Source organism: Flavitalea sp. (assembly GCF_035489435.1).
Taxonomy (GTDB): Bacteria; Bacteroidota; Bacteroidia; order Chitinophagales; family Chitinophagaceae; genus DATHKG01.
Map to the genome: position 1 here is coordinate 1 of NZ_DATHKG010000092.1, position 19,611 is coordinate 19,611.

The 19,611-nt window shown below is 40.2% G+C and carries 8 protein-coding genes; all 8 read right to left on the bottom strand.

Annotation, left to right across the window (positions count from 1 at the left end):
* Positions 1–1,273, bottom strand: a 1,273-nt coding sequence (locus VK664_RS14265) for a glycoside hydrolase family 97 N-terminal domain-containing protein (protein WP_461399350.1), incomplete at its 3' end; no start/stop codon positions are given.
* Positions 1,274–1,309: 36 nt separating this feature from the next.
* Complete coding sequence (locus VK664_RS14270; RefSeq protein WP_461399351.1) at positions 1,310–4,465, bottom strand: sugar-binding domain-containing protein; 3,156 nt, start codon at positions 4,463–4,465, stop codon at positions 1,310–1,312.
* Between the two features lie 23 nt (positions 4,466–4,488).
* A complete protein-coding gene (locus tag VK664_RS14275) occupies positions 4,489–6,738 on the bottom strand; it encodes a DUF5703 domain-containing protein (RefSeq protein ID WP_461399352.1) in 2,250 nt (749 codons plus the stop codon).
* A gap of 39 nt (positions 6,739–6,777) precedes the next feature.
* Positions 6,778–8,931, bottom strand: a complete 2,154-nt coding sequence (locus VK664_RS14280; RefSeq protein ID WP_461399353.1) for a right-handed parallel beta-helix repeat-containing protein — start codon at positions 8,929–8,931, stop codon at positions 6,778–6,780.
* 39 nt (positions 8,932–8,970) lie between these two features.
* Positions 8,971–11,043 carry a right-handed parallel beta-helix repeat-containing protein gene (locus tag VK664_RS14285; protein WP_461399354.1) on the bottom strand — a complete coding sequence of 691 codons (2,073 nt, stop codon included), beginning with the start codon at positions 11,041–11,043 and terminating at the stop codon, positions 8,971–8,973.
* 121 nt (positions 11,044–11,164) lie between these two features.
* The gene (locus VK664_RS14290) at positions 11,165–12,886 is read right to left on the bottom strand and encodes a RagB/SusD family nutrient uptake outer membrane protein (protein WP_461399355.1); all 1,722 of its coding nucleotides are present in this window, start codon (positions 12,884–12,886) and stop codon (positions 11,165–11,167) included.
* Positions 12,887–12,897: 11 nt separating this feature from the next.
* Positions 12,898–15,993: a SusC/RagA family TonB-linked outer membrane protein gene (locus tag VK664_RS14295; RefSeq protein WP_461399356.1), complete on the bottom strand. Its 3,096-nt coding sequence runs from the start codon at positions 15,991–15,993 to the stop codon at positions 12,898–12,900.
* A gap of 103 nt (positions 15,994–16,096) precedes the next feature.
* Positions 16,097–19,465, bottom strand: a complete 3,369-nt coding sequence (locus VK664_RS14300; protein ID WP_461399357.1) for a DUF5107 domain-containing protein — start codon at positions 19,463–19,465, stop codon at positions 16,097–16,099.
* Between the last annotated feature and the right edge of the window lie 146 nt (positions 19,466–19,611).

A 19,611-nucleotide genomic window follows, 5' to 3' on the forward strand; every position in this document is an offset into this window, starting at 1 on the left:
GGCTGAAACCAGTTGGCCTGTATTCATCATGAATGTCGACCATCAACCGGTATTTCGCGCATTTTTTTACGGCATCATGTAGCCATGTCGTCCACTTATGTGAACCTACTTCTACAAAACCAAACTTGACACCACGCACACCCCATTTCTGAAACAAAGGAAGAAGCTCGTCTAATTGCTTATACAATGCCCTTTGATTTACATAAAGAAATACGCCTATCCCCTTCCCATTAGCGTAACGAATAACTTCCTGCAAATCCAGGTCGCTTTTAGGGTTTCGACGGGGGTCGACATTTACCTTTGTTGCATCTGAAGCCACTACATATTCATATCCATACCAACCAGCATCAAAATGAATATATTGCAAATGGCGTTTTACTGCAAAATCTACCAGGTCCTTTGAACCCTTCATCGAAAGAGATATTTCACGCATCACCTTCCCCGGTTTTATCCACGAAGTGTTTTCGATTTCACATGGCGGGTTTAAGTTCAGCAACAAATCATTGTTGGCTAGTAACTGTCCCGCCTGTTCTGCTATCATTACAACTCTCCATGGTGTACTAAACGGTGTAAAAAAATCTACACGATCATAAATAGAACAAATTACCGTGTTGGCCTTAATTGGATTTAACGCGAATTTTGTTCTTGAGTAGTTGACCATTCCTGCCTCAGCCAGGCAAGCATATTTTCCATCAGGAAGTTGTAATACCAATGGCCTTTCGCCTTCATCGGGCCAGTTATTCATAGGTAATAAATTGTACTCGCCCTGTGCCCTATCGGTGAACCAGGCTTTTGTGCCTTCCGGCATTGTAAATTCAGTCATTTCCTTTTGAATGCTGATATCCCGTCCGCCTTCCGGGTTTTCTGGTAAAAGGTAGCGAAATGCAATGCCCTCATTGTAAGCTCTTACCTGGATCTGAAATTTCAATTTGTCATTATTGCTATGCAATAAAGTGATCATCATTTCCTGGTAATTATCACGAACTTGGTTACGCTCGCCATAGACAGGTTTCCATATCGTATCGTTTTTTGAAAAAGACAAATCGGACAATGTAAATCCTTTGTCCCAGCCATTCAACCCCAAAACAGAAGAAAGCACCACTGGTTTATTTTGAAATCGGATGGAATATAGAGGTGCTTTTTCATCTGACAAACTGAACGAAAAAACCAGCTTTCCGTCAGGAGAACTTAATTCTTTGGACTGCTGTGCATTTGTTATTTGTGCAATGGCAACAAAACAACATGACATCAATATGATTTTCGTCAGCTTCATTATTATAATATTAAAATATCCGGTTCAATTAAATTTCTATTTACCAAGCAGTGAATTAAGAAATCTCAAAGCTGTCGGGTTATCATTTACGCGATCCACCAATTGCAATTCGCAGATCCTGAAAACACCTTTGCCGTATTTTAATTCTCCCGCTGCCATCACCTTTCCCTTATCTCCCAACCAATTTGAATTGCCACTCGACAAAATAGAACTCCAGCCAGCAGCCGACATGGTATAAGAAAGAATGGGTTCTATGCAATCTGTTTTTCGACTGTACCAATTCTGAAAATCAAATGGACGATTATTTTTTACGAGATTATGTCCTGTAACCGATGAAGCAAAATAATAATCTCCCATGCTATTTTTCTCAATAGAAATTGCAGTACTGGCGATTGAATATTGTTGCGCGGGAAGTTCAATAAACACCGCAGATTTACCCGCCTTCACCCAATCATTTATTGTTGATTCAATAGCTTTATATTTTTCAAAATCATCAATTAAAATTGCACTGGCGGTTTCACCTGATGATGTGATCCCATAACCCGATTGCCTGGCCAGTTCAGCTGCCTTTCCATTGGCTTCACCTACAATGTAAACATTTTTCTTTGGGGTAGCTGGTTGAGGAAACACTTCAAATTCAAACTCATTCTGATAAACACTTTCATCTTTTTCGTTAACCAGCGCCAGGCGCAGCTTGTACAATGTTCGGTTACTCACCCCAGGAGCCTGGTATTGAATAAAACCCTGGAACTGTGAACTGTTAACCGGGATATCTGCTGCCACCTGGTTGGCCCACACTATCTTCCCTTCTTTTTCGACCTGATATTTCAGATGATAGCCTGGAAGCATTGTATTGAGATCATTGCAAACCCAGGTTTCAAAAGCAGTTTTTTCACCGGCAAAAAACTTATTGCGGTCGCTGCGAATAGAGACCATCAGCGGTTCCAGGGCATTGCGATAGGTAAAAAAAGCTTTCTTGGGTTGACGATCAACATCGATGATAGCCTTCATCCAGCCCGCAGGCCAGGCATCAATAAAAAGGTGAACGGCGAATGAAACCATCCTGTTATCGCGACGAAAACTTTCAGCTACAAATTTCATGGCCCAGGCCTGGTAATCCTGGCTCGCATTAATCCAACCATCCAAGCTATTTTGGGGGTTATACCACATATAATGAAAACGATGTGTCTGAGACATCGATATCCGGTTAGCTGTCCATGTAAGATCTTCTTCTTTATTTTTCGGCAACCATGATGACGGATAATATTTCTTCATCACATTGATTGGATCAAGTCCTTCAGCACCAAACTCGCCGCAGGCATATACCCATCCGGGTTTTACCGGTTGCCAATATCCCTTGTACATTTTTCCGAGTGAAAGTCCGTGACCATTATACCAGGTATTATAACAATGATTATCCGGAAGTCCTGGTGAAGGCGGATCATAATCACCATCACCGGCTTTTATTACCCGATCAGGGTTGTTCAGTAATACAGCCTGATCCAGGGCCGAAAACAACCGGTAATATTCTTCTGCAGTGTTCAAACTACGCTGCGGGTTACCCTCAGCGTTAGGAAATCTTTCATTGATATAGGTAATGAGAATGGTAGATGGATGATTGCGGACCAGGCGTTCCATCTCTTCCACCTGTTTAACAGCTTCAACAAACTGGTTACGGCGAAGAGCTCCAAAAAGCGGAAGGTCTGTTTGATTGAGAAGACCAAGTTTATCACAATAATCATATACTTCAGGTTGAAGCGGCCTTTGGGTAAAGCGCAAATAATTAAGATTGCAAAGCTTGGCAAGTAACAAATCATCGGTTAGCTGATTCCAGTTTTTATTAAAAACCGAGCGTTGTTCAAAGCCCATACTGTTGGCTCCGCGCAAACGAATCATTTTGCCGTTCAGGTACATTTTTCCTTTTGGCGTATTCACCGTATCCATGGTAAAACTTCGCATGCCAAATTGTTGCACCCGGGTATCGGTAAGATTCCCTTTGGCATCGTATACTTTTACCTGCAGTTGGTAAAGCCAGGGTGTAGCAGGATCCCACAAGCGGTATGATTTCATGTTTATGGGTATGCGCAAATAATTGGCTCCATAACCCATTTTCAATCTTGTTTTTTCCCAGTCTGAAGGTTTGGCAAGATCTCCTACACCAGGTATATAGGTAGTTGAAGGAATGTATTCCATGTTCTCCACCACTGTTTCCGAAAAATTTTGACCGTATACCGAAATTCTTAAGCTGGCATCAACCGGGTATGGCTCAAAATTATTTATTTCTATCCAGGCCTCAGCTGTTGATTTCTCCAACAGGGGGCGGATAAAAATATCATTGATATGCAGTGGTGACCTCGATTCAATATAACAATCCTGGTAAATACCCATTCCGCCGGGGCAGGTATGCCAGCCATAATCCGGGTCATCATAACCCAAACCGCTCATCGCATATATTTTATCGCCTATTACAGCATTGCCCTTATCATCCTTACCACCGGTTGTTGTAAAATCGTTTTCTACTTTAACAAGGATAGCATTATTTCCATCGTGGGCTATTTTTGAAATGTCAAATTCGAATGGGGCAAAAAAGCCTTCATGAGAACCGCAAAAGCGGCCATTGACAAATACGGAGGCTTTGTAATCCACCGCTTTAAAGCAGATAAACAAGGCACCTTTTGAAAAATCTTCTTTTGTTAACACTAATTCTTTAAAATAATAAGTAACAGCACGGCCAAGTGGCGGACCGAAATGAGGAATATTTACTTTATCCCATTTACCTTCTCCTTTTAATGTTGAAGAAAAATCAGCAAGATCTTCCGGCGTTTCAATACGCCAGTTAAAAGAAGTTAATGGAATTTTTTTTCTTGTAACTAAGGGTAAGGGAGCCAGGTTCTGCATAAACGGCTCATACTTTTTTTTGACTTTTGCCAGCTCAGCATAGAGTTCCTGCGCGGTAGAAATCGGCTTAATTTCTTTAAAGGCGGCAGCCGGGTTATTAGAAACGGGCAAACTGATTTGTGGCAATACCTGAGGTTGCGGTTCTACCAGGAACTGGAGCCTGGTATCATACTTACGTGTGGCAATGTCTGCAAATTTATCCTGTGAATAAAGTGTATGATGTATTAAAAAGGATAATAGCAATAAATATAAAACAGATCTTTTTACACAGAGGCAGCTTATAATTTTATCCATTTGTCTGTTTATTTCAATCATTTCTACTTGATAATGTCTACTCTTTTTCTGCCACTTACTTTCAGGGTAGTTATCCTTCCCTCTTCAATAGTTCCGCTGAAAATTGTTTTATTGGGTCCGCTGACCTTAAAACTTAAATCCCATTCTTTTGGCCAGGCCGGTAATAATCTCACCTCGTTATCTTCATACTGGATGATCATTCGTTGAAGCGCGTTCATTGCCACGCAGCCATGGTCCTGGTCAGGAGTCCAATCATAATTAGGTCCCCAGAAAGCAGGGAAGCGGAAATTTTTGTCCCAGGTAGAAAAACTTTCCACAATCATTTTTTTGCTGCTGTCTGCTAAGCCGAGATAAGCAGCCTGGATAGAATTTTGTATCCATCCACCATTGTCTTTATGCGTTCGCTTTTCAAAAGTATTCAAAGCTACATCCATACCCGGTTTACCAATACCAAACGTTCTGTAAGGGAACACAGCATACAACTCAGGGTTTTCCTTGTTATTTATATCACTGTATGTTTGTGCCGGTGCCAGCAGTGTATCGCCATTTATTACCCGTTGTGGAATCGCCGGCAGATCCTGTATCAAATTTTTCCATAGCTCAGTTTGTTGTGATGAAGTAAAAGCTCCTGGCAATGCAAGCATTTTCTCCGCAACTTTTCTTATTCCTACAATCTCTGGTAATGGGTTTACGGCAGTATGAAATGTTTCCAATGACATTGCAGGTGAGAAAAGGATTTTTTTATCTTCACCCCGTTTCCAATGATGATAAAAAAAAATAAGTATTTCGGATACAAATGGGACGAGCGTATTTTTTGCAAATTCCTTGTCGTTTGTAAAGGAGTAATAGTCAAGCATCATCAAAGAAAGTTCGAGACTGCCTTGCCAATAATACCTGATATACCTATTAGTTACTTCTCCGTGGGCAAGGTTATCCCTGTTTATTCCATAGTTGGTATTTGTAAAAGCGCCCCAGAAATTCATTGTTTCAGGAAAAAAAGCACCTTCATGATTATAATATTTTTTTGTTGCAGCCTGGCGCAATGGCAATGCATCCATATACATCTTAAACAACGGCTTCATCATCTCAAAATCACCAGAGATAAGCATTGACCAATATATCAAACGTGTATTTTGCCACCAATAGGGACCGCCCCATCTTCTAAAATCTGCATCAAGGCCCTCCCCGGAACCTTTCCTGTTGTAAGTGTCAACCGTGAAAATAGAGCCATTGAATTTTATAGGAAAGTTGCCGCGACCAGCACACGTATTCATAAAATGCTGAAGTATATAACCCTGCGTAACCATTTCTGCCTCATGGCGGGCAGCCGCATCTTTGGAGGTGATAAAAATGTAATTTCTATTCCAGAATTTTTCCCACCATTGATAATGTGCTTTTTGCCTTTTTTGAGAAGAAAGTTTTTTTACGTCTTCCTTTTTTTTGACTACCGATTCTTTCCAGTCAGCGATCGATCCTGTTTGGGTAAACGGATAAACATTTACCTGGAAATGAGTTGATGATGATTTGCTGAGCAGGGATGTATCAGAGGAACTTACAAAGCCATCCGCTTCAATACAAACTCCATAGTTAAGGTCTAAAAGCGGGTCAGCATTGATTTTTGCCATTTCATCCAGCGCCTGTAACTCCAGGTTTGCTTTCCATTGAGAGTAGCTGTTATGATGGCAACTGATAATATTGTTGTTATTATTAGATATTACGGTATCGGCTTCAGTGTAAATAGGATTTATAAAACTCATGCTTTTATCCACATCACTCACACCGTAAATTCCACTTGTTTCTGTTCCTTTAACAAGTTTGCGTTCCTTTCTCCAGGTTTCGAAACTTACTTTTGCTTTTAAAGGTGTTTTACTGTCAATATCAACTTGAATAGTGGGGTGATTAGCATCCACCCAAAGCCTGATCCGGGCGTCTCCATAATTTGCAATGATCACCCCTTTTTCCAATTCAAGTTTTTGATTGAATGATTTGCCATTTAAATGATTTGAAAACAGGGAGATCCTTATTAATCCCAATTTCAGCAAATGCCCGTTTTCACTCCATGCATCTGTTTTTGAAATATAAAAAACAAAATCGCCATTCTCTTCCACCCATTGGTTCACACCAATATCTCCATTGCCTAAAGGCATAGATCCCTGGGAGTTCAGGCCAGGTGTCAGCCATATTAAATCATAGTCGCTTAATGCTTTTTTTTGAGCATTAAGTAGCCCGGTGCTGACGATGAAGAATAAAAAAAATAAACCTATTCTTTTCACCAGGCTTTAAATTTTTGATGCTGACTATTTATCATTTTACTATTGAGCCTGAACTCCAATTTTGCTGAAAGTTGTTGCTTTGAAATCAGGCAGGATTTTGAATATTTTTGATGATGGCTTTAGCTGGAAATTCATCTCCTTGTAATTTTCAAAACCGGGATCCCCATCGGCTATATAATTTCTACCGAAATAAGACCAGCCGGCACTGCCGTTGTGAACCAAATCCACATTGATAAATACATTATTTTCAATAAAATTTCTTTTTGGTAATGCCGGGTTGTCTTCGAAATAATTACTGAGTTTGGGATATGCAGTCAAATAAGGAGCTTGTTTATAGTTTACTGCCTCGAGACGTTTTTGAAAAATGCCTTTTTTGTCAAGGCTGGATTTAGCCCAACCCATCAAACGATTATCAAGATGAAACGCCATTGGCGCCTCGATAAATATGTTATTTCTATACACGTTGTCACTTCCCCCACCCACCAGGATGTTCCTGGAACCCGCGAGATAAAAGATATTGCCGGTTACCGTCATACCACAGGCGCCATCATCATGATACACAGCTACAATAAGCCCGTGGTCATTGCCAATATGGTGGAAGAAATTATACTGTACTTTATTACCTTGTTCACTGGGATCCCTTCCATAATAAATAGATCCCATATCGTCGCCATCTGTTACCGCATGATGAATTGAATTATATTCTATAACATGATCATTACCATGTAGTGCAATGGCGCTTCCGGGACAATTATAAATTTCACTATTACGGATATGGTTGCCCACTCCGTCAATATTCACACCCGATTTATAAGAACGATCCAAACGGGTAAAATCATGAATGCGGCAATTAACTACCTGGTTATTTCCTCTTTCGAGGGTTAAACGATTTCCTCCACCTAAACTAACACCACCTGCTCCCGTATTATAAATTTCACAATTGGAAACAATATGGCCAGTTCCTGCCTCACGATCATAGGTGGTATTTTTATACAGGTGATTCGATAAACTGCCCAGCCGGCCCGATGCTGGTTGCCCATCTCCCTCATGTGTTAATTCTGTGAAAGGCTCAATTCCTTTTCCAATACAAACGCCGAGAATGCCAAGGTTTCTAAAAAGGCAGTGATCAATTTTATTTTCCTTTCCTTTTTCAATATATACACCCATTCCCCTTGAACACTCGAAATTTAACTTAGTAAATTGAATGAATGATGCATTCTTTAATTGTATCAGGGGTTCTTCCATCATCGACAATTCAATCGTTTTCAAATCCTCCTGTAACGGGTAGAAATACAATACAGCCGCAGCTCTATCGATATAATATTCGCCAGGTAAATCAATCTCCTCCATTAAATTGTAGGCGAACCAGCGTTGAAAATTGGCACCGCTGGCAAATCCGTACATAGTTTCCTGTTTGGTAGTAATCACTTTATTTTTCAGGTCAAGGTCTGCGATCTGCACAGCATCGTCAGCATACCCGTAACGAAAAAATCCGGAGATCCAGATGTCTTTTGCTTTTGTCCAACGGTTGGGTTGATCCGTTGAAAATTGGAATTTTCCACCACGATGCGAAAAATCTCCATCCCGGGGTATTGAACCCTTATCTAAAACTTTACCGATAGGAATTAAAGTATCATTGGGATACCGGGATAAACGCATGGCTTTTTTATTACAAAACAGTTCCATCGGGGCTGGTTGATAAGGTCTGGCAAAACCATGTGGTGTCATGGTACCAAAATTGGTAATGCCGGCCTTCTTTAAATCGACCTCCAATATCCTGTTGGCTGCTGCTGATGGAAACCGTTCTAAAACGGCCTTATTCGTTACCGGTTTTGCATATTTAACAGGTATGGAAATACCCCCGGATATAAAAACCGGTTCATCATTATAAGCGGAATAAATAACAGGGTGTTCTTTTGATCCGGCATCGAGGCTGTCAAATACCACGCTATTTTTTAATGAATAATTTCCTGCCCTTAAATAAACGGTAATAGAAATATTCTTTTCTTTTTGCACGATCTTTCTAACGGCATTGCGCGCTTTTTCCAAAGTGGCAAATGGTTTGTCAATGGTGCCTCGTCCTTTATCATTTCCTGAAGGCGAAATAAATATTTGTTTTGCAGTTTGTGATTGTCCTGAAAATGAAAGCAGGAGAAGAAAAAGGAATATGATATTTGTTTTCTTGTTTTTCATTATTATACCTTCAAATTGGTTATAGTAGCTGCTTGTAAATTATTTCTCTTCAATTGTAACATGTGAGTCTTTTGGCAGATCGTCTGACTCCCCATATTTAGTAATCTCTTCTCCAATCCCTGGTATCCCGATGCCTGAATTCCCGGGCCAACCACCTTTTTTGCGAACATTGTTCGTTATGATTTTAACCAGCTCGTCCATTTTTTCCCGGCCCGGTTCGTTCATCCACCATACACCGATTTTGTCCAGGGAAGCTGTTGCTGCAAACCGTGTTTTATAGTTAACACGATAGTTATTGCTTATTATATTTCCTCTTTCCGTTTTTCTTGAACCCACGCCATTCAATATAGTTCCCTCTACCCAAAAACAATTATTTTCAACTGTGGTATATTCGGCTAAATCATCAAGAGCAAGCACTGATGAACCTGGCATGCCTCTTGATTTGAAGATGACATTATTTTTCCATAGGTTACCTTTTCCGGAACACCATTCATAAATGGCCCCACCTTCATTTAATAAACTGTGTGGTTCCGAAATAATATTATAAGTAATCGAATTGTTGTTAGAATGCAGGTATGGCTTCATGGTTTCCCGGTCAAATTTGAAATTGCCATTTCTCAATCCTTCTCTTATTCCGGGATCAAAGTCTTCGAACCGGATTTGAGCCATATTCCATTTCTGCACCTGCCCTTCAAAATTGCCAGGTGTATAAAATGTTGAATCGCTCATTCTTCCGGGATCAATTCCCACAGTAGAAATTGCGCTATAAGCCGAACGCTGTAATAAATTATAAGAAATAGTGTTATTACCGCTTTGATATATCTGTATACTGGGTGAGTGCCAGTAATTTCCAAGCCCATGATCATGTATATAATTGGCAGTGATGGTGTTGAATTTATTAACATCCATTGTTCCGGGGCCATATCCTTCTAAGAATATTCCACCACTACCGGTAAATCCAATTTCATTACCATTAATTGAATTTTGTTGATTGAAATGATTTAGTGTAATACCATATGCACCGCTATATAATATCTTATTACCAGTGATGGAACAATTCATGGTGCCGGTCAAAAAAATAGCAGCATCAATATTTTCCCATTGACGCATGAGGGTGGTATACAGCCATTGATCTTCCGGCAAACGATCCGTATATCTTAATTCAAGATTTCTCAGTTCGATATATTGCACATAACGTTGGCTGTTTTCATCACCTTGCAGCCGGATTAATTCGTAGAGTCGGGGCGCAATAACCCGGATTGAATTTATATCCTCGTTTTCCTTCGGAAAATAATACAGCTTACCGGCTTTTGAATTCACAGCCCATTCACCTGGCCGATCAATCATACACAATGCATTTTCAAAACGATAACCTCGTTCATGACTATCCCTTGATCCGGTGATATTAACCTGGTGGCTGTTCCATCGAAGCGTTCCCTTGGCCGTATCAACATCGCTTATAACACCATTTCCCATAACCCCATACTGCGCCATAATGCAAACCATTTCTGCGTCACCATTTGAAGGCAAGTATTTTAATTGCTGTTTGTCGCTAAACGATATCAGCTGCCCGTTGGAATCTGGCTTTCCAGGTTTGTGATCCTTATTCCATTGCCTCCAAAAACGATGATCTGATTGGGACCGGATCGCAAGCTTACCATCGACAAACAAGTAATGGAAAAGCCATCCCCCGGGCACATCGGCAACCCATATTTTATCCCGCGCTGCAGTACTTATTTCGGGACTTTCATTCAGCGTCTTCCAGCCTTTGATTTGTCTTCCCCCAATAAGTACTGCCTTCTCCCCGGGATAGGAGGAATAAATAATGCTGTTACCGTGGTTACCGGAATCCTCCGGGTATAACACAAAAGTGGAGTCCAGGAAATATTCTCCACCTCGGAGATAAACGGTGATAGTTCCGGAATTTTTATTTTTATCCTTAAGGTTTCTTATATGCTTCCTTGCTTTTTCAAGCGTGGCAAGTGGTTTGTTAATAGAGCCAACATTAGCATCACTTCCTGTAGTAGATATATAGATGTTATGCTGTTGCTGACCAAAGATATTGGAAAGTAAAAACGGGGAAAGTAAAAGAAAGACTAATCTTTTTTGCATTTGATATTATATATGGTTTATTTCCGGGGAAGAGCGTATGATTAAGAATAATCCGAAAATCAAAGAGAAAAAACGCCTGCCCTCTTCAGAACAGGCATTTAGCTAAAACACCAACTGCAAATCAATACCCCGGATTCTGGGTCATAATATCTCCTGTATTCGATTCAATTTCTTTTCTGGGGATAGGAAGTTTACTCACATAAGCCGGTGCAACCAGGTTATTGTCTTTTAGATACCCATTATATTTATTCAGGTACTCAACCAATTTTCCGGTTCTCATGAGTGTATTTAATCTGAATTCTTCACCATATAATTCCCGGGCCCTTTCTGCTAAGATCAGGTCCATGTTAACATCTGCCGCGGTTACAGGAGTTGCCTGCGCTCTGGCCCTAACCACATTAATATCTGAAGCTGCTGCAGTTAAATCACCTTTCAACATATTTGCTTCTGCCCTCAGCAAATAGGTTTCAGCCAAACGCATGATATACCAATCTTTCCAGTTTCTACCATTGTCATTCTTTCTTTTACTGCTGGCATCGGTTGCCAGGCCTAAAGGTACAGGCCTGATAAATTTCTTGAAATGAGGCGAAATTCTTGGCGCCCAAATTGCCAGCGTTGATGCATCCACGTTTGATTTAGTAATAATCTGGCCGTAATATGCACTGGCAGGATTTGTAAAATAGAAATTACGTTGAATATTGTATTCAGAATTACGAACGTCTTTTGTGAAATCATTTTTAAAATTCCAGATAGTTGTATCCGAATAACCTGAAGCGATCAAAGATCCAACAGGCCGGCCTGCCAAGGTATCCATCAACCAGTTTGATACTCCATTTTTATCTTTTGCCTGCCATGGAATGGGACCCCACCATCTGTCCATTACAAACAAACCTCCGGCTGAATTCACGTCAATATTGTTACCACCTTTTATAGCAACATCCTGGGAAATATTCCAGATCGCTTCTTTATTCCCTTCTTTCCAATTCATATTACCTTCCTGGAATAAATCCCAGTATACATCACCCCAGGGCAAGAGCGGACCGAGGTAGTCGTACCCGGAAAAAGTAAAAGTTCTAAGTACTCCAAACCTTGCGGTCATCAGGTTGCATTTTCCACCCCCGATAACTGCCGTCGAAGCATTTATAGCTCCCGCATAGTCCTTTAGAGAAATATTAATTTCCGATAATAAATGATAAGCTGCTTCACGTGGTGCCCTCCCACCCTTTAACAGATCAACGTTAGGCATATATTGTACCGCAAACTCTAAATCCTGTTTGCATTGCTGGTACACTTCTTCCTGGGTGGCTCTTACATAATCAAATTTAGTTGTTGTTGATTCTTCCAGTACCAATGGAACTCCGCCCCACATATTGGCTAAGAAATGATAAGAAAAAGCGCGAAGAAACCTGGCTTCTCCAACAATAGCATTTTTGTCAGCAGGAGTTGACCATATAGCTGCCGGCAGCTCCGCCCTGTCAATAATTGTATTCGCCTGTGATATATACCTGTAAAAACGTGTCCACCATTTGCTGGCAAATCCATTGTCAGCGTTCATTGTATTCCATCCGAAATATTGCTGCTTTGCTGCTGCAGTATTCGATACAACATCGGCCAGGTCCAGGTCCAGGCCAAGCATGTCGAAGTTTGAAAAGGCATCAGTGGTATTATACATATCCGTTCTGAAACCCAGGTAAATTCCAGCCAAAGCCGACTCGAATTGTTCTTTATTATTAAACGAATTTTCAGGAGTATAAAAATCCAGCGGAACTTCGGTTAGATCTTTATTACATGAACTTGTAACAACTGTTACAAACATGATTAAGAGAATGAGTATTTTTTTCATAAACAATTTGCTTAAAAATTAAAATTAAGGCTCATCGAATAGGTTCTGAGCGAAGGAATAGAAGTCATTGTAAGTCCACTACCCGTTGCCGCATCCAGGCCAATCCAATGCGGAGCATAGGTGGCTAAATTGTCCCCGCTAATGGAAACATTTAAGCCATTGATCCCATATTTTTTCACATATTTTGTCACTTCATAACTCAACGCTACTTTTTGAAGACGGATAAAACTCCTGTCATAATATTTCGGGGCCCGTACCGTGGCTTTATTAACATAACTTAAGCGGGGAAACTCTGCGTTGGTATTGGTTGGAGTCCAATAATCAAATACCGGGTGGTTCAGATCACCCCTGTTGGTGTAGCCATCGTTCCAGGGAGTATTTCCACCATTAATAAACCAACCATTACCACCCCAGATAGAGTTTACATAAACCAATAACGAGAGTCCTTTATAAGTAAATGTGTTGGTAAAACTCCAGCGAAAATTTGCATTGGTATTGCCTAAAAACACTCTATCTGAATCAGAAGTTATTTTACCATTATTATTTACATCGAGTAATTTATAAGTCCCTGGCTGGAAGCCGGCCATAATGGAACCATTGTCTTTATCTCCCTGTTGCCACATACCTGTTACCTGGTAGTTATAAACTGAAGTCAAAGATTTTCCAATAAATAAATTAGAAGATACAATATCATCTTCGATACCGTTGCCATCTCTGTCACCCAATAAATGATTCACCTTGTTTCTATTTAGCGAGAAGGCTGCCTCTGATCTCCAGCTGAATGATGGAGTTTGAATATTAATTGATCTCAGGTTCAGTTCAATTCCCTTATTGGCTATTTCACCGGCATTAGCTGTAATGGTTGTAAACCCTGATGCGCCTGGTAAGCTGAGCGTAAATGCGAGGTTGTTTGTTTTTGTAGAATAAGCATCTATTGAACCTGAAATTCTTTTATTAAGAATTTCGAAATCAAGCCCAAAATTTAAACCGGTAGTTGATTCCCAAACCAAATCCTCATTTCCAAGTGTAGAGATAGATTGTGTATACGTGTAATTGGCATCTCCCTGGTAGAAATAATAGCCATTAGAGATCCTGGACAGTGTACTATAAGGAGTGATCGACTGGTTTCCATTGGTACCATAAGAAGCCCTCAATGCAAGGAAATTAAAAAACTTCAAGTTCTCCATAAATTTTTCTTTGGTAATATTCCAGTTAGCACCCAAAGAAGAAAAATTGCCGTATTTGTGATTCGCTGAAAAAGCTGAATAACCATCACGACGAACAGTTCCGGTTAATGAATATTTGTCGTTATAAGTGTAAGTAAGCCTTGCCATTTGACCGACACTTTCATTTTCAGCTGCAGAAGTAGAAACCGCCTGGATGGCACCTGCAGATAAACGATTGGTACCTAGCTGATCATTATCAAAGCCTGTAGCTGATGCGCCCTGTCCATAGGTTTCGTTCTTTTGATTTGAATGTAATAAGGTCAGATCTACATTATGTACACCCGCAAAAGTTCGGTTATACTTGATGATGTTATCAAATAATGTAGCTGTTAACCTTGAATAATTCCTGGAACCTGAACCTTTTGGAGCCTGGCCCAAATAAGTATTTTTCGCATAAAATGAACCCGTCTCACTTGAATTCAAAGTCTTGGAATAATTGGCCGTATAGGTTAGCCCCTTTACCCAGGGAACTCTGATGGTGCCTGTTAATATGCCGTTTAAGTTATTAGTGCGGTTATATGCTTCCGTTGCAAGAACTAAAAATGGATTCACCATTGAGGTAGTTGTTTGCGGATACATATTGTAACTGCCGTCAGCATTGTATAAACTGGCATATGGACTAAATAAGGCCGGGCTACTTGATCCGGCGCCTGCACCATATATTCTATCACCAGGATAATCCCTGTAGCTGTAGTAAGACCGGACACCCAGTGTTAGCCAGCTGGTAACTTTTGATTCTAAGTTTAATCTCAGTGAGTAGTGTTTAAAATCATCATTGATAATTACTCCTTTTTGATCTACCATGCTTCCTGATAAATAATAATTCATTTTATCAGTTCTTTGTGAAACACTTACCGTGGCATTGAGGTTGCTTCCTGTGCGGCGAAACGGGCCATAGGGATCGGCTAAAGTAGGTGCATGATCGGGAGTAGCATTGTAATTTTCTTTTTCAATAGTTTGCAGAAAATTGGGGGTCTGGTCGAAAGTCAGATTTGTACCATTATCAATTAAGACATCGTACAAATGTTGCATGTAGCCCTTGGCGTCATAAACCTTTAAACGCTGCAGCTCGTTGATGCTACTGTAATTTGCGTTTATTTCAAATTTAGGTTTACCATTTACACTTTTTCCCTTTTTAGATTCTATTAAAATAACTCCATTGGCAGAACGGGAACCAAACACAGCAGCTGCACTTGCATCCTTCAACACCGTTACACTTTCTATATCCGATGGAGCAATATCAGCCATTGAGCCACTGAAAATAACTCCATCCAAAACAATCAGCGGAGCAGTGGAAGCAGCAATAGTATTTGTTCCTCTTATTGTAAAACCCGGTACACCACCAGCAGTGTTTGCTTCTCCAACATTCAATCCTGCAACCGTACCCTTCAGGGTTTCCATAATATTATTGACAGGAACTTTTTCATATGTTTTCAGATCAGCTTGTACTACTGCCCCGGTTACTGCCTGCTTCCTTTGAGTACCATAGCCCACAACCACTACTTCCTGTTCCCCACCGGAAGCAGGTGCAAGCGAAACAATAAGGTTTTGCTGATCACCGGCTTTCACTTCCTGCGGCTCCATGCCTACATAGGAAATTTCAAGTATTTTATTTCCTTTTTCAGGCAAGCTGATATTGAATTCACCGAGCTCATTAGTAGTAACTACAGCTTTATCACCTTTTACTTTTACGGTAACTCCCTGCAAAGGTTTCCCTGCCTCATCGATTACTTTTCCTTTTATGGGGGGATTTACCTGCTGGGCATTCAGGTCATTAAATGTCATCGATAATACCGTCATGGCAAAGACAGTAAATATCAGCACCCGTGGATTTAGAGGCAGGATCTGCCACCTGGAAATCCGACAAGCAATCTTTTTCATGTTGTGAGTTTAGGTTTTAAAATTGTTTATGTGAGAGTTTCGGTTGAATACTTTTTATTTTGATCCTTACAAGATTTTCCCTGTTTTGATTGTTCTCCCCGTTTTATTTTGAATAAGGAATGTTTGACATCATATCCTTTTGCCTTATTAAAAAATCAATCATGTTCAAATGAATAATGGCACCTGTGTGGCTACTGTCATGTTGCAACACCTCATTCAAATGCCTGGCACAAGCCGCAAAGTTTTCCAAACCCAATTCACCGAGACCTTGCAGATACCGGCAATGATTTTTGTTCTTTTCATTTAAATCAGTATCGAATACCAGCAAATCGGGGAGTGAAACAGCGAAATAGTCAATTTTAATTTCGTCGTTGAAATGCTCATTTGCAAATTCAACCAGGCGGTTAAAAATCTGTGATGCTTTTTCTGCATTGTTCAATTTTAACCAGGCCAGGCCCTGGTAAAATATTTTATCAGGTTGGGGATCGTTATAAAAAATTGCCTGCATTGGTTCACTAATACCGTTGGTCGCCCTGTTAAACATTTCATTCGCCTGCACCTTCATTCCCATACCTTGATATATACATCCTTTCAGGAAATAAATATCGTTTTCCTGCTTTCCTTCTAATCTTCCTTCACCTAAATTTTGCGGATATTGTTCTGTGGCTTCCAATAAATAAATAGCGGTTTCAAATTGCCCGTCCAGTATAGCTTGCTTCGCTAGCTCCACATGGCATACGAGGAACTGTTCAATTACTTTTCCTTCACCACCTTCCCAGGGATGAAATATCCTTGCCTCCAGCATTTCTTTGGCATCAGGATAATTACCTAAACTGTTTTCCAGCGTTATTTTTTCGAGGTATAGATCATCCCTGTATGTTACAAGTGCAGAATTTTTGTTTAGTATTTTTAATCGTTTTTGAATCGGATAGTTCAGTCTTTTGTATAGCTGATCCAGCTCCATCAAAACCCTCGCATCATTTTTATCCAGCTGGAATGCTGTTTCCATTGCTTTCAGCGCCTTCGCCGGATCCTGCTTCTTATTATAATACAGCAGGGCAAGGTTGCGGTATGCAGTAGGAAATGATGCATCTAATGCAATACTTTTTTCAAAACATTCAATTGCCTCAGTATACTGCCTCATGCCAAACCATAAATTGCCTAAATAATAAAGTGCTTTACTATCAGAAGGATTGGCGTCAATGGCATATTGCAGCACAACTATTTCTTCCAGCTTATTAGGAAAACAATAATCGGGTTTACAGGCAAATCCCTTCTGTGTAAATTCCCGGGCTGTCAACTCTTCACCCATTTTTTCAGAAAAATAACTCATGCAGTAATATGCCATCGGGTTTGCCTCCGCGACCCCTTGCGTATATAATTTCAATAAAACAATGGCTTCGGAATAACATCCGGCACTGGCATAATCAAAAGCGTATTCTAAATAGTTATTTGCCTCGCTTCTCATTGATACCCGGATAGCTTTCAACTGCTGTTCCGCGGTTATTAGGTCTTTTTTTTCGACCAGTATTAAATAACGTTCAAAGCTGCACCCGAAATTGAAAAGATCGATCTCCAATGAATCGGTGATACAATCAAAAGCCTCGGAAATTCTATTTAATTTTCTTAGAATTATAGTTTTTAAATGCCGGGCTGAATGGCTGTGATAGTTCCTCACCAATGATTTTTCTACCAGATTCAGGGCCTCATCGTAGCGATGATTCAGCGTATCTATTTTGGCCAACTGTAAAAAACTACTGTGTTGCCATGCGTCATTCCAGGTCGCTTTGTAGAAAGCATCATATGCATGCTTTAACATTCCTTGTAATTGCAGGCTTATCCCCAGGTTATAGTATGATTCACCATCGTAAGGATTTGGATTACGCGACGTGATTGTTTTGATGGCTGATAGGAAATATTTCTCAGCCTTTGCAAACTGCCCATAACGTAAGGATATTAATCCCATAGCATTATTACACCTGCTATCGTTTGGCTCCCGTCTTAAAGCTTCTTCATAGTAATCAGAAGCCTGGTAGGTAGCGTGCCGGTATTGTTCAATATGCAGCCCGTTCAGGTACAACTCTTCGATGCTTTGTATTGCTGAAGGATGTTTGGCAGGGGTTGCAGGTTGTGGAATTTCCTTTTGTTCTGTTTTACCAAACTCATAATCAACCAAAGATTTTCCATCCTCATTCACAACTGCAATTTTCAGATCGTGTACCTGAAACTCACCTGGTATTTCAAATTTATCTTCGAATATTTCTGAAGGAGAAAGACTTGCCTGGAAAACAGTTAGTAATTCGCCTTTATTATAAATATTGATGTCACTGTTTGGATAAGCAGCAGTAGCATAAACAATGATCGAAATGGTTTTCTCTTTTATTTCTACATTGATCATGGCCTCTTTGGTAGCATTCTTTACCATGCCTACCTTATAATAAGGCATAAAATATTGTTCGAATGTCTTTTCCTCGTTTGGTTGCAACCATGAAAAATCCGGTTGATTGTCTGTAAAAATGCCGGTCATTAATTCAATATAGGGCCCGTCTTTATCGGTGAGATTCCTGTCCCAGGATTGGCCAAAATCGCCATTGCCCCAGGTCCATTGCTTTTTCCCTGGCGATATGTGATGATTTGCCACATGCAGAATTCCTGAACGGGTATCATGTTCATATCCACCAACAAAATCATAATCAGATTTAATGGCCATATAAGAAGTAGGTACAGGTATATTTTTGTACAATGAAATATCTGTACCTGGCGAATAGTCTACTTTATAGTAAGTACCTGTTGCCACCGGAAAATCCGATACATCCCTTTTCCCGTGATCAAATACTGCATGTACATCAGGTGGAAAAACCGATTGGTAATGATCATTCACCTTCACTGCCGGATTGGCCCACCACAAAAATGTTTGTGGCAATAATGAACGGTTAAAGAGTTTGCCTGTAATTTCCAGGTAAGCTTTATCGGGATACAATGTAAAGCCGGCCTGGCATTTGGTGCGGAACATAATCTCCACTTCATTTATCCAGATCGTTTTACTGCCGTTTGCATTTTCTTTGATTGTAAAATCAACCGGTAAAAAAGTAGATGGACGATGATGCTGTGGCCAGTTGAATTCAATGCCGCCGCTGATCCAGGGACCGGTTAAACCCACTAGTGCTGGTTTTATCACCTGGTTATAATAAACAAAATCACGGTTCCTGATTTTATCATAAGCGCGGTATACGCGACCGCCCAGTTCAGGCAGGATAATGATCTTCAAAAAATCATTTTCCAAAAACACAGCCTTGTAAGCTTTATCGGTTTTTTCATCTTCAATCTTCTCAACTACTGCATGCGGATACACGGCACCACTGCTGCCCTGGTAAACCCTCTTCTCCAGGAAAACCGGATTTTTTTCTGGGCTCCCAATATTATAGGTCGGTAAAAAAATAGTCTCCTGCCAGGCTAACACCGTTTTTTCCATATAGCATTAATGCGTTATTGATTCAATTGCACGATACCAAAACTACTAACCCTCCACTAATTACAGATAGAATAACTTATTGTATTAATGGATTATCCTATGATTAAACTAAAGATGCTGATATAGAAATAAATGTATTTGTGGAA

Bases quoted from the DNA above. Each gene is read 5' to 3' on its own strand.
- VK664_RS14270 (WP_461399351.1), bottom strand. From the start codon at position 4,465: ATGGATAAAATTATAAGCTGCCTCTGTGTAAAAAGATCTGTTTTATAT.
- VK664_RS14280 (WP_461399353.1), bottom strand. From the start codon at position 8,931: ATGAAAAACAAGAAAACAAATATCATATTCCTTTTTCTTCTCCTGCTT.
- VK664_RS14285 (WP_461399354.1), bottom strand. From the start codon at position 11,043: ATGCAAAAAAGATTAGTCTTTCTTTTACTTTCCCCGTTTTTACTTTCC.
- VK664_RS14290 (WP_461399355.1), bottom strand. From the start codon at position 12,886: ATGAAAAAAATACTCATTCTCTTAATCATGTTTGTAACAGTTGTTACA.
- VK664_RS14295 (WP_461399356.1), bottom strand. From the start codon at position 15,993: ATGAAAAAGATTGCTTGTCGGATTTCCAGGTGGCAGATCCTGCCTCTA.
- VK664_RS14300 (WP_461399357.1), bottom strand. From the start codon at position 19,465: ATGGAAAAAACGGTGTTAGCCTGGCAGGAGACTATTTTTTTACCGACC.